The organism is Paenibacillus sp. PastM-3 (assembly GCF_029893965.1).
Classification (GTDB): domain Bacteria; phylum Bacillota; class Bacilli; order Paenibacillales; family Paenibacillaceae; genus Paenibacillus_AQ.
On record NZ_JARXXP010000011.1, the window covers coordinates 146,024 to 158,768 of the forward strand.

At 56.6% G+C, this 12,745-nt stretch carries 11 protein-coding genes; 3 read left to right on the forward strand and 8 right to left on the reverse strand.

What is annotated here, in order from left to right:
• Positions 1–37: 37 nt before the first annotated feature.
• The 3 genes from M2108_RS17070 to M2108_RS17080 all read right to left on the reverse strand — a co-directional run bounded on the left by M2108_RS17070 (position 38) and on the right by M2108_RS17080 (position 1,338).
• Positions 38–256, reverse strand: coding sequence for a hypothetical protein (locus M2108_RS17070; RefSeq protein ID WP_277470584.1), 219 nt, complete (start codon positions 254–256; stop codon positions 38–40).
• An 85-nt stretch (positions 257–341) separates the two neighbouring features.
• A complete protein-coding gene (locus M2108_RS17075) occupies positions 342–659 on the reverse strand; it encodes a hypothetical protein (RefSeq protein ID WP_068728180.1) in 318 nt (105 codons plus the stop codon).
• 106 nt (positions 660–765) lie between these two features.
• Positions 766–1,338, reverse strand: coding sequence for a xanthine phosphoribosyltransferase (locus M2108_RS17080; RefSeq protein WP_277470585.1), 573 nt, complete (start codon positions 1,336–1,338; stop codon positions 766–768).
• 190 nt (positions 1,339–1,528) lie between these two features.
• Here M2108_RS17080 and M2108_RS17085 point away from each other — a divergent pair, with 190 nt between their 5' ends.
• Entirely contained in the window at positions 1,529–2,644 is a 1,116-nt protein-coding gene (locus M2108_RS17085) for a YkvI family membrane protein (protein WP_277470586.1), read from the forward strand.
• 6 nt (positions 2,645–2,650) lie between these two features.
• On the opposite strand, the gene M2108_RS17090 is transcribed toward M2108_RS17085, so the two are convergent.
• From M2108_RS17090 to M2108_RS17100, 3 genes are read right to left on the reverse strand one after another with little or no spacing between them, the layout of a single operon-like run.
• The gene (locus M2108_RS17090; protein WP_277470587.1) at positions 2,651–5,818 is read right to left on the reverse strand and encodes an AAA family ATPase; all 3,168 of its coding nucleotides are present in this window, start codon (positions 5,816–5,818) and stop codon (positions 2,651–2,653) included.
• Positions 5,815–7,203: a metallophosphoesterase family protein gene (locus tag M2108_RS17095; protein ID WP_277470588.1), complete on the reverse strand. Its 1,389-nt coding sequence runs from the start codon at positions 7,201–7,203 to the stop codon at positions 5,815–5,817. The genes M2108_RS17090 and M2108_RS17095 overlap by 4 nt, the downstream gene beginning before the upstream one ends.
• A gap of 6 nt (positions 7,204–7,209) precedes the next feature.
• The gene (locus M2108_RS17100; protein WP_277470589.1) at positions 7,210–8,346 is read right to left on the reverse strand and encodes a glycosyltransferase family 4 protein; all 1,137 of its coding nucleotides are present in this window, start codon (positions 8,344–8,346) and stop codon (positions 7,210–7,212) included.
• Between the two features lie 185 nt (positions 8,347–8,531).
• Here M2108_RS17100 and M2108_RS17105 point away from each other — a divergent pair, with 185 nt between their 5' ends.
• Positions 8,532–9,929 carry an RsmF rRNA methyltransferase first C-terminal domain-containing protein gene (locus M2108_RS17105; protein WP_277470590.1) on the forward strand — a complete coding sequence of 466 codons (1,398 nt, stop codon included), beginning with the start codon at positions 8,532–8,534 and terminating at the stop codon, positions 9,927–9,929.
• A 117-nt stretch (positions 9,930–10,046) separates the two neighbouring features.
• A complete protein-coding gene (locus tag M2108_RS17110; RefSeq protein WP_197073075.1) occupies positions 10,047–10,136 on the forward strand; it encodes a sporulation protein YjcZ in 90 nt (29 codons plus the stop codon).
• Positions 10,137–11,053: 917 nt separating this feature from the next.
• Here the strand turns inward: M2108_RS17110 and M2108_RS17115 are convergent.
• Together M2108_RS17115 and M2108_RS17120 are read right to left on the reverse strand one after the other, a co-directional pair.
• Positions 11,054–11,851 carry an HAD family hydrolase gene (locus M2108_RS17115; protein WP_277470591.1) on the reverse strand — a complete coding sequence of 266 codons (798 nt, stop codon included), beginning with the start codon at positions 11,849–11,851 and terminating at the stop codon, positions 11,054–11,056.
• Positions 11,852–11,973: 122 nt separating this feature from the next.
• Positions 11,974–12,744: a pseudouridine synthase gene (locus tag M2108_RS17120; protein ID WP_277470592.1), complete on the reverse strand. Its 771-nt coding sequence runs from the start codon at positions 12,742–12,744 to the stop codon at positions 11,974–11,976.
• Between the last annotated feature and the right edge of the window lies 1 nt (position 12,745).

The following is a 12,745-nucleotide window of genomic DNA, read 5'->3' on the forward strand; positions in this document are numbered from 1 at the left end:
CCGGACGGGGCTTCTCTCGCGTTTAACGCGCTTTATCTTATAAATCCTCCAGCCCTTTACGCGGCTCCGAGTACGGCTGAAAAATGTAATTGCGGTCGAGCTTGACTACATGCTTATTTGGACGGCGCACCATTACCTGAGTCTCATTCCAGGCCAGGATTATGCCTCTTACATCATTGCTCTGGATTGCGTCACGAATGACACGCACCTTCTCACCGGACAAACGGTAAGCATCCAATTCTTCATCACTGATCATTTCCTAACCCTCCTTTACAAAAAAGCTTGTCCCTTCAAAAAAAGACCCAAATGAGAATCCATTTGGGTCTTGCTTGACTAAGATCCTATATCAGCGCTTCATTCTTCTCAAACCAGAAATCAAGAACTTTAGCGGACATCACACGTTGTTCCAGGTATTCAACCTGATTGTCTGTGAAATTCTCTTTCCAGTTGAATTCCAGCTCTTGGCACAGACTGGTGATCGTTAAAAGCTCCGACCAGGCAACATAACGTTTATACCAGAAAAATTGAGGATGTTCAATCATATAGGGATACAGATCGTCGAACTCTGTGTGTTTACAATCCAGGGCACGCTCGAAATGATCCTTGGCCTCGGTTAGCTTATCAATAAAAAATTGCTCTGTCACCGGTTCTTTCCCCATTGTGACGCCTCCTCTCCTATGTCTAATCTTTATTATAAAGGAAAAGTTATAGGGTGAAAAGAAGATGTTTTAAAAATAGGCTTTTGTTTCGATAATTGTCACTGAATTAATCGGCGAAATGAACCTTTCCGTCTTCCAGAGACTCTATACGGACTAGCGACTCCAACAGAATACCCTGATCCCTGATCGTACGGGCGCCTGCCTGGAAGCACTTCTCCACGACGACTCCCATCCCGGCCAGCTCAGCGCCGGAACGCTGGATAATCTTGATCAGCCCGCGCGCAGCATCACCGTTGGCAATAATATCATCAATAAAAAGAACCTTATCTTCCCGGGAAATATACTGGCGGGACAGCATGATGTCGGTAACAATCCCTTTGGTAAAGGACGGAACCCGTTCGCACAGGGCATCAGGATCAGCCAGCAGCGTTTTTTTGCGGCGGGCAAATACAAGCGGCACCTTCATTTCCAAAGCGGTGGCAAACGCCACGGCAATACCCGAGGATTCCACAGTGACCACCCGTGTGATCCCTGCATCCGCGAATCTCCCGGCAAACTCCCGTCCCATTTCCATCGTCAGGATCGGATCAACCTGGTGGTTGAGCAGGGCATCCAGCTTCAGCACCTGATCGGAATGGACGACCCCTTCCTCTAATATCCGCTGTTTCAATACTTCCATGACTTAGTACCCCCATTACCTTAATAATTCCAGACGCTCCGCTTCCGCAAACCTTCATTTCACCTGTGCGGAAGTCATGTCCCTCTGGCTATCATCATAACCTGTACTATATGGACTGCACAAGGCAATCCGGCGGGCAAAGCCCATTTTTATAATCAGAGTATAATCAGAGCACATGAGGAGTGAAGCCATGAAATCGTATGTCCGCACGCTGCAGATTGCTTTTACCTATATCGGCACCATAGTAGGCGCAGGGTTTGCTACCGGCCAGGAGATTCTCCGCTTTTTTACCCGGTACGGCCACTGGGCTCTGCTTACCATTATGCTCTCAACCGTTCTGTTCGTTTGGCTCGGCACCAAGATGATGGTTATTGCGCGCCGGATCGGTGCCGATTCGTATGAAGACTTCAACCGTCATCTGTTCGGTGAAAAAACGGGCAGCCGCATCAGCCTGTTCACCCTGGTTATCCTGATCGGGGTCAACAGCATTATGCTGGCTGGTGCAGGGGCCATCTTTCAGGAGCATCTTGGCTTCCCTTATCAGGCAGGACTGCTGATTACACTGACCGGCTCGTTTTTTTTGCTGAAGCGGGGGATGTCAGGCATTATGCAGCTTAACAGCCTGGTTGTGCCGCTGATGCTTACTCTGTCGCTTATCATTATTTTTAATACATTCGGATTGCCGGAAGCGGGGCGGTTTCTATTCCTGCAGACGGACAGCAGCAGCTTCGGCGCCTGGATGTCACCGCTGCTGTATACCGCCTTTAACCTGGGTATGGCCCAGGCTGTGCTTGTCCCGCTGGCCCGGCATACCGAGGACGAACAGTCGCTTGTACGCGGCGGTATTCTGGGCGGCATCGGCATCGGCTTCATGCTGCTGGCTGCGCATTTCGCCATGAGCTCGCAGATGCCCGGCATTCTGCAGTATGAAGTCCCGATGGGCAGCATCGCCTTCAGACTCGGCCCAGCCGTTCAGCTGATCTATCTGCTGCTGATCTTTCTGGAAATCTTCAGCACTTTCATAGCCAACATTTACGGCGTGAGCGTACAGCTGCAGCAGCGTCTGCCTGTCGCCCCTGCCCTCGTCACTCCGCTGCTCATGCTGTTCTGTTATCTGTTCAGCCAGTTCGGCTTCAGCTCGCTGCTCGGGGTGTTCTACCCGATCTTCGGAGCTCTGGCCCTAGTTTGGGTCAGCATGCTGCTGCGCGCACCGCTGTCTCCCCCGCCTCCCTGCCCTGAAGGGAAAGACAAGGCTAAAGGCATAACCATTGTTGCCGTCAAGCCGGTTATACGGGGGCGGAAATGAGGGAAGTTAGACGGATATTACCGCCGCGGAAGGAATAATCCGCATGGCCGCATCCGCAACATAGCGGTGGCAGGTCATCATTACGATCTGCCTGGTTGCCGACAGTTCGCCTATCAAGGCCAGTGCTGCAGACAAGCGGCCTTCATCAAAATTGACGAACAGATCATCCAGCATCAGCGGCAGCCTGATCTGCCGGCTCATGGTTTCGGCCAGAGCCAGCCGGACCGCAAGATACAATTGCTCCTGTGTGCCGCGGCTCAGCAGCCCGCTGTCGAGCAGCCCTAACGCTTCATGCTCAGCTTTTAGCTCTTTATGGCCAAGGGTCATTACAATTCTCCGGTATTCCCCTTGTGTCAGCTTTACAAAATAGGCAGAAGCCAGCTGCAGGACCTGCGGCTGCTTCTCCTGCTCATAAATCCTTCTCGTCCGCCCGATCAGCTCTGCTGCCAGTGCCGTCACGGCATACTGGCCAGCCAGCTGGCGGAGTGCCGACCGCTGCTCCTCCAGCTGCTGGCTGACAGTGTCCCCCATGCAGCGTTCATGCAAATGCTCCTGCTCCTGCAGCAGCTTGCCCCTCTGCTCCAAAAGGATATTCCGCTCTTCTTCCAGGTTCACCGCAGCATTTTCGGCTGCAGTGCGTTCCTCTTCAAGCGCAGATGCATCATGCTGCTCCAGCAGCTGCTGCAATTGATCCGCTCTGGCGCCTTCCCAGCCGGTGAACATCGCCAGCTCCCATTGACGGATCGCTCTCACAAGCTCCGTCCGCCGCTGCACTGCCGAAGCGCGCCGCAGAAAGTCTTCGCCGTCCCCGGCTCCGCCTTCACGCAGCAGAGCACTGCTGCGATGCACCAGACCTTCCAGCTGCTGCCTGTTCTCCAACAGTTCCTCATGCATTTCCGCCATCCGGGCAGACAATCCCTCCCTGCGAAGCAGCTCACCCCGGAGCACATCCCACTCCCGTTTCCGGTTCTCCAGCCAGCCGAGCAAGGTGAACAGGGAGACCTCACCGCTACTGTTCCCTCCGGCCTGCTGCAGCAGTGACAAGCCTTCATGCTCATAGGCTTCACATTCTGCTCCAAGCTCCCCGAGCCGCGCAGTCAGCTTGTCACGCTGGCGGAGCAGCTCATTTCCCTGCTCTACCAGCGCGAAGAGATCCGGCAGCCCTTCCGGGGACAAGCCTTCCGGCAGCTTGCGCTGACGCAGCCAGTCTGTGTACCGGACGTCGAGTTCAGAGAACTCCGCCTCGGCGCGCTCCAGCTCCTCTGCCAGGGCGCGCTCATGCCCGGCGAGCGCCTCTGCTTCTGTCCGGCACGCTTCGCACTCGCCGGACAGCCGGTCCATGCGCAGCTGCCAGGCGTTCCACGCCTCCATCAGGCGGCGCAGCTCCCGCATGCCGGCTTCAAGCACGCCGGCATCCATGTTCCCGCTCTCCGGCTCCGCTCCGGAGAGCAGCAGCCCGCGCAGCCGCAGCATCTCCGCTGCGGCCGCTGCGCTATCCCCGCCGCCATGCTCCGGCGGGGTGCCCTGCCGGCCCGCTGCGCGCAGGCCGGCCCACAGGGCCAGGTCCGCTGCGGCCAGCAGGCCGAGCGCGGACCAGACGCTGAGCGGCGGAGCCCCGCTCAGCTGCAGGGCCGCCGGCAGCAGCAGCGTCAGCGCTGTGCCTGCGGCCAGCCACCGCCGGTAGCGTGCCGCCCGGCGGTTTCCGGCGCCGGAGCTGCGGCGGCCGGCGCTTTCCGGGCCGCTGCGCGGCCCGGCTGTGCCGAGCTGGGCTTCGCGCCAGCGCTCGGCAGCCTGCTGCAGCTCGTCCCACAGCTGCAGCAGTTCACGCGGGCTGCGCGGGGCGAGGCCCGCGAAGCTGGCGGCGCCGCTTGCGTGCTCGCGCGCAAGCGAGCGCTCCGCCGCCTGCAGCGCAGCGGCGGCGGCGGCCAGGCGGGAGCGGAGGCTCTGCCGCTCCGCTTCCCGGGCCTCCATGCGCCGGTCGTAGCCGGCGAATGAGGCGGCGAAGCGCCGCGCAGCTTCGCGCTCCGCCGCAGTAACCGCAAAAGCGGCAAGCTCCGGATAGCCCCATCCGGCGCCGATACTGCGCAGAATGCGCTCCAGATGAGCCTCATGTACGGCAAGGTCGGCTTCCAGGCGCTGCCGCTCTGCCCGGCGGTCTTCATAGCTCGCACGCCTGCGGTCAAGACGATCCAGCACAGGTCCCTGTGCAAGGAGCAGCTCATCCGGCGGGTGAAGCGCCAGCTCGGCGGCAAGCTCGTCATGCTGCCGTTGAAGCCGCTCTACAGCACCAGCCGCACTGCGGATTTCCGCCTCCAGCGTCTGCCACCGTACCGTGCCATTTTCGGGAAAATCCGCGATTTCCGGCAGGCTCTCCAGCTCAAACCTGGCTTCACGCCACTTCAGCCACAGTTCACGGATATCTGCCGCTTTGCGCAGCAGCTTCAGTCTGCTGCCTGTACTGTTCCGCGCAAGCTCAAGCTCTGCCAGCTTCTGTTCCGCAAGCTCAAGCGCAGCCAGATTCGCATTATACCGGGGAAGCAAAGACCGGCTCTCGGCCATATCCCGCTCCAGCTTCTCAATCTGCTGAAGGATTTTGGCCGCCTCCTGCACTTTGCCCCGCGGTTTATACAGCTTCTCCGCTTCCTGGAGCAGCTTGCGTTCGGCGCGCATAATATCACCGCCTCCGCCCATGCCCGCGTGGAACAGATAGCTGCTCATTTCCTCGGACTGCAGCGCGCCAAGCTCCTGCAGCTCGTCCAGCGACACAGCGAACAGCTGCCGGAACATGCTTCGCGAGATGCCGCCCAGCAGCCGCCGTTCCAGCTCCTCCTGTGACGCCTCTTCCGTCCGGCCGTCCGGATGCCGGACGGTAATACTAAGCCTTTCGCTCCGGGCCTGCTCCCCTCCGGCAGCGTAGCGCCGGATGATCCAGCTTGCCCCCGAACGGTCGCATGCCGTTAGAATCCCCCCGTGCTGACCGCCCTGCAGCGGCTCATACCGCTCCGCCGGATGCGCCCTGCCGGGAATCCCGAACAGCATAGCCCGGATAAATTGCAGTGTGGTGCTTTTGCCGGCCTCATTACGCCCGTACAGTACAGTGACGCCTTCCTTCAGCTCAATTTCCCGCTGCTGCAGCCGGCCAAAGCCGCTAATCTGCAACTGCTCTATCTTCATTCCGCATTCCCCCGCTTCTGCCGGTCTTCCGGCGTACCTGCGTCTCCCGCTGCCTCTTCACCATAAACCGGATGATGGCTGCCAGCCCGCGCAGCTTCCTCCGCACCACTCAGCAGTGTAATGCCCAGCTCTTCGGCACTGCGCAGCCAGTCCCGTTTGTCATCGCTGTCAATAGCGCTAAGCAGCCTGCGCAGCTCGCGGTTTTCCATCAGCGGCTTCAGCGCTGCCGAAAGCAAGTCCTCCAGCCCGTCTGGAGTCTGTCCGCTCCGGCCGGAGAGCCGCAGCAGTTCGCCGAGGAAACTATCCTCCTGCACAAGACGCTCCCGGTCAACCGGCAGTCCTGTTTCTACTGAGAAGCCCTCGGTCCACACCAGACCCGCGTACATTTGCTGCCCGGCTCGCACCGCCTCCCGCCGCTGCAGCTCGGCCAGAAGGTCGGCAGCGGCACCTTTTTCAGACAATATTCTGTGCACGTTCCCCCGGCCGGTAAGTCTGAAGCGCACGACGGACATCAGTTGCGGAAGCTCATCACGGATTTCCTCTACTGCCCGTTCCACGGCATTTGTCCACTCCGCCTCATCTGCCAGACCGTCAATCGGTATTTCCTTCACCTGCCAGCGGACCGTATCCAGCTCACGAAACCGCAGAGCGGTATGGCCTTCTTCATTTACATCCACTATGTAACAGCCTTTTGGTCCTGTCTCCTTGACACTGCGACCTTGAATGTTGCCCGGATAAACAATGGCCGGACGCTCGTGCAGAATACTGCGCTTATGAATATGCCCCAGGGCCCAGTAATCAAAGCCCCGTCCGATCAAATCCCTGCGGGTGCACGGCGAGTAGGTTTCATGCTGCAGATCCCCGTCCACATTGCCGTGTAAAAGCGCGATATGGAACAGGCTGCTGCCCGGCTTGCGGCTGAACCGCAATGCCGTATTCTCCGTTACTTTTGCCGTGGGATAAGAGATACCGCTGATGACAGCCAGCTCCGCCCCGTCACTCCGGCGGCAGGCTACGGCTTGTCCCGGCTCTCCGGCTCCGAACATGGTGACTCCGGCAGGCAGCTCCATGTTGAGGCGCGGCCCGTCCAGCGGATCATGATTGCCATGAATCAGGTAGACCTGTATGCCCCGTGCGGCCAGCTCCCTGAGGGCCTCCTGAAAACGCAGCTGGCCCTGCAGCGAAGCATCCGAAACATCGTATACATCACCGCTGATGACTACAAAATCGACTTTTTCCTCTACAGCTACGCCAACAAGCCGCCCGAGGGCGGCGAAGGTGGACTCCCGTAGATAGGAGCGGACAGCCTGCGGAAGCTGCGCCAGACCAACGAAGCGGCTGTCCAGGTGCAGATCCGCAGCATGCAGGAATCGGAAAGGGATCACCTGAGCTCACCCTTTCGTTTCCGGCTGGTACTGCAGATAGATTTTTTTGAGCTCATTGGCGACCCGGGTCAGGGAATACTGGCTCTTTGCTTTATCCCATGCGGATCTCGACAGCTCATAACGGTAGCCGGGATCTGCAATCACTTTTTCGAGTGCATCTGCAAGTGCATTCTGGTCATCCGGGTTGACCAGCAGACCGTTGACCCCGTCTTCTATCTGCTCCGGTATCCCGCCGACATTTGTACCGACCAGGGCAAGACAGCTGAGCGCAGCCTCCGCAAACACGGAACCGAATGCTTCCGCCCTCGACGGCAGTACAAAAATATCAAAAAACGGCATGAATTCCTCGGGATGCAGCGTATAGCCGTAAAAAATCGTTTCATTATAAATTCCGAGCTCCTGCGCCAGCGACTCCAGCTCCCCGCGCGAAGGTCCGTCTCCGATAATATGCAGCACATATTCATGACCGCGGTTTTTCAGCTCTGCACAAGCTCTGAACAGGATATCCAGACCTTTGGCAGGAACCAGGCGCGTAACCGTCACCAGCTGCGGAATATTGTTATCATGCGGAACCGGCTTAAATCTTTTTTCGTCAAAACCGTTCGGGATAATGCCGATCTTCGCAGGATGATCTGTATAAGGTGCCAGATAATCGGCAAAAGCGTGCGATACCGTCATCAGCCGGTCGCTGACATGCTCAAGCTCGCGGTAAATGGAGACCAGAAACTGATGCTCTATTCCGCCTTCCTGGATAACGCCGTTAAGGATCAGCTCGCGTTCGTAACTGGAGTGCAGCGTCTGAATCAGCGGAATTTCCGGATAGATTCTCTTCATCGCCAGGCCGGCAATCGGATGATGGGCATGAATCAGATCATACTGCTTGCTCATCCGCAGCTTGGTCCACCAGATGTAGTCACGGTAGGTCTGGATATATTTTTGCACAACCGGACTTTCGCCGTACACCGTCCAGTCAAACGTTTCAAAGACAATCTCTTCACGTCCCTTGTTCCGAATCCGCTTAGGCAGCCAGAACAAATCCATTTCCCAGCGGCTGGAGCGGAACCGCTCCTGCAGGTAAGGAATCATGGAAGATACGCCGCCGGGCTGCTCCGGCGGGAAGAATAGCGCTTGCAGCAAATTCATAAGGTACATCCCCTTTTCGATTGCCCCGATTACGGTGAGACTCGGCAATTATGATATAGTTATATATATGTACATATACAGGCAACGCTGAGGTCCCATATCTTGATTTTATCGGTATCCACCTGAAACAGCAAGGAATAAGAACACTTGAGCCTGTTTTGAAATCAACAAGAGGAGAATGACTTATGAATGAAGAACGGCTGCCCGCTGCATTTACCACTGCCATGAAAGAGATGCTGGGGCAGGAGGCGGACGCTTTTCTGCACAGCTACATGATGCCGCGGACCCAGGGCTTGCGGTTTAATACTTTAAAGAGCCCCCCCGGCAGCGCTACTGCCAGCAATATTATGGCACAGTTCAGCCTGACTCCGGTCCCCTGGTGCAAAACAGGTTATTATTATGAGGATCCGGCCCGGCCCGGCCGGCACCCCTTCCATACCGCCGGACTATATTATATTCAGGAACCGTCGGCAATGTCCGCGGCCGAGCTGCTGGCGCCGCTGCCTGGTGAGACCGTACTCGATCTGGCTGCTGCGCCAGGCGGCAAAACAACCCACCTCGCCTCCCTGATGCAGGGACAGGGCCTGCTTGTCTCCAATGAGATTCATCCCGAGCGCGCCAAAATTCTGGCCGAGAACGTCGAACGTCTGGGTATCCCCCATGCACTCGTAACCAGCGCTGCTCCGGACGAGCTGTCACGGCGTTTCCCGGAGGTCTTCGACCGGATTATGCTTGACGCTCCCTGCTCCGGTGAAGGCATGTTCCGCAAAGATCCCGCAGCAATCCGTGAGTGGTCCCCCGATCATGTCCGGATGTGTGCATCCAGGCAGTGGGATATTCTGCAGGATGCCTATATCATGCTGAAGCCGGGCGGCAGTATGGTCTACTCGACCTGTACCTTTAACCGCCAGGAGAACGAGGAGACAATCGCCCGTTTTACAGCAGCTTATCCCGATATGGAGCTCATTACTGCCAAACGGCTCTGGCCTCATCTTGAGAAAGGTGAGGGGCATTTCGTCGCGCTGCTGCATAAAGCACCAGCTTCAGCATCCGGTGACCCAGCCAGCACCCGCAATAAACGCAGCGGCGGAAAAAGCAAACACGGGCCGCGAATAAACGCTTCGGTCCGTGAGGCTTATCAGCAGTTCCTGGACTGGGCCGCCAAGGAGCTGCCCGGCTACAACGTACAGGGTACACCTGTGTTGTTTGGAGAGTCGCTTTACCTGCTGCCTGAAGCATTTAATGAACGTTTGCATACCGGCCAGCTGGAAGGCCTTAAGGTCCCGCGCGCTGGGCTGCATGTAGCCCATTTGAAGAAAAACCGGATCGAACCGGCCCACGCCCTGGCTATGGCACTTTCACCGGAGCAGGCTGCACGTTGCTTCGACCTGTCTGCTGACAGCCTGGACATTCAGGCCTGGCTGCGCGGCGAGAGCCTGCCGGTTCCCGCTGAGCTGCACGGCTGGACGCTCGTCTGCGTGGAAGGCCTGCCCGTCGGCTGGGGCAAAGCCAGCTCGGGCCAGCTGAAGAACCATCTGCCCAAGGGATTGAGAATCCTGAAAGCCCATCTTGACGAATCTTAGGCAGCTGACCAGTTCAGACCTCCCTTATATGCATATGATGTCATTATCCCAAGGACGCCTCAGCTGGGGCAGACGCAGCAATGGGGGATCAGACATAAGTTAAGGGAGGAATCAGACATGGGTGCAGTGCCAGGCTTTACTTCGACCGGTGCAATTTTGGTGCTCTTTATTCTGCTCGTCATCATTTCCCGATCGTTGTTTGTCTAATTCCGTCCGCAGGTTTATGCGACAGTGACACCAAGCGGCTGTGCCGCCCTTCCCGGGGCCGTGCAGCCCCTTTTTGGTCTGAGGCTGCGCCGGGCGGGCCGCTCGGTTTGTGGAGAATGGGCAAGTGTCAGTAATCTGCTTCCCACTTTTCACTATGCACTATGCACTTCTCACCTACCAGCTCTCCACTTCCCACTTCTCACTTCCCGATCCCCACCTACCCGCTCTCCACTTCCCGCTCTCGACTTCCCGCTCCCCACCTACCCGCTCTCCACTTCCCGCTCCCCACCTACCCGCTCTCCACTTCCCGCTTCTCACCTACCCGCTCTCGACTTCCCGCTCCCCACCTACCCGCTCTCGACTTCCCGCTCCCCACCTACCCGCTCTCCACTTCCCGCTCCCCACCTACCCGCTCTCCACTTCCCGCTCCCCACCTACCCGCTCTCCACTTCCCGCTTCTCACCTACCTGCTCTCCACTTCCCGCTCTCCACTTCCCGCTTCTCACCTCCCGAATCTAGTTGGATTTTTGCCACTTAATTTCTCAGTTTTCCAGTATTTCAACTCATTAAGTGGAAAATCGTCATCTAATTTAGACCACAAACCCCTTTTAGCACTAAAGTCGGATAATTAAGTGCCGTTTTTCCAACTAATATTCTATTATTATTGTTAGGAGAAGTATTAAGTGACAAATTTCCACTTAATACTTCGATGGCTACCAATACATGGCGGTCAGATCAGATAACACATACCGGCCTTCTTATCCAGCACAAATTCATCCGTCACCGGTCCGTCCATTCCCATCTAGACATCACATTTCCTCACGCAACTCAAGCCAAACTCAAAAAAAGCATAAATCAGCACCGTACGGCACTGGTTTATGCTTGGGATGATTATAATGCAATTATGGCCAGAGTTACTAGAGGCAATATTTCACAAGTGCATCCCGTACGCCATGCTCATTGTTTGTTCCTGTGATTGCATCAGCGGCCGCTTTAACCTCAACTGGAGCATTATCTACGGCAACGCCCAGGCCTGCATAGGTCAGCATGGAAATATCATTGTAATAGTTACCGATAGCCATAACTTCCTCCTGCGCGATTCCGAGCCTTGCGGCAAGATTCTTGAGCGCATTGCCCTTAGAGGCTTCATGATGCATGAAATCGGCAAAAAACTCGCCGCTGCGCAGCATATTATACTGCTGGGTCCAGGTGCCCCATTCCCGCATGGCTTCATCCAGTACCGCAGACTTGGTGAACACTGTAAATTTGACAATCGGCTCGCGGAATTCCTCCCACGCCGGCAGGGATGCCGGCATCATGCGGAAGTGCTCATACATATAGTTGGCTTCCTTGGTCAGGTTCTCCACGTTGTCCACATACATTTCGAAGGCAGTGCTGACGTCAAAATGAATGTCGTGCTTCCGGCAGTATTCAATATACGGATCGAGGCCGCGGCCGTCCATCCCGTATTGATCGAGCACCTTGCGGTCACTGACCGATACCGTCGCCCCGCCGTTGTGTCCAAGAACATACCCGGTGAGCCCCAGCTCCTCCATAAAAGGAATCGAATTCTGCGGGCTGCGGCCGGTGCACAATACGATTTGACCTCCACGGCGCGTAACCTCGGCAATGGCTTCTTTATTTTCGTCACTCAGCTTATGGTCATCATTCAAGAGCGTTCCGTCAACATCCAGCGCAATCAGCTTGTATTTCATACCCCACCATCCTTGTCTGTCTATTTCTATCCGGCTGTATTAAGCAAGCTTATCAAATTCAGGTCAATGATGACCCGTAATTATATTAATCTTATATAAAATCTTCCCTGACGCTCATGCCATCACTCTGCAACCGCTCCAGCCCCGCCGGTTAACAGTTCTAGTTCAGCGTCTGTCAGCTCCCGGCAGGCTCCCAGCGGCAGGCGCTCATCCAGCTTCAGCTCGCCCATCGAGACCCGCTTCAGAAACGTCACCTTTTTGCCGACAGCGATAAACATCCGTTTTACCTGATGGAACTTGCCTTCCGTAATCGTCAGCGAAATGTACGAGATGGTCTTGCTTCCGCGTTCGCGGCTGAGAATGCTCAGCTGCGCGGGCAGGGTCACATAACCGTCCTCCAGCTCAACCCCTTTGGCAAAAGCCTCCACATCCGCAGCATCCACATCCCCTTCTATGGTAGCTTCATAAGTCTTGGGCACATGCTTGCGCGGGGAGAGCAGCTCATGAGCCAGCTTGCCGTCATTGGTCAGCAGCAGAAGCCCAACCGTATCCTTATCCAGCCTGCCGACCGGAAAAGGCTCGAACAGGGCATGCTCCGGCTTCAGCAGATCAAGAACCGTCCGGTCCCGTTTATCCTCTGTAGCTGACAGGACACCGGCCGGTTTGTTCATCATCAGATACACAAATTCCCGGTAGCAGACAACCTCGCCGCCCACCTCAATTAAGTCTTTATAAGGATCGACATGAAAGCCGCTGTCTTTAACGACAGTGCCGTTCACGGTAATCAAGCCCTGCTTGGCCTGCTTGCGGATATCGCTGCGCGAGCCGATGCCCATATGGGACAGCACTTTATCAATGCGCTGCTTCTTGCCGGCATTTCCTGATGCGCTCATG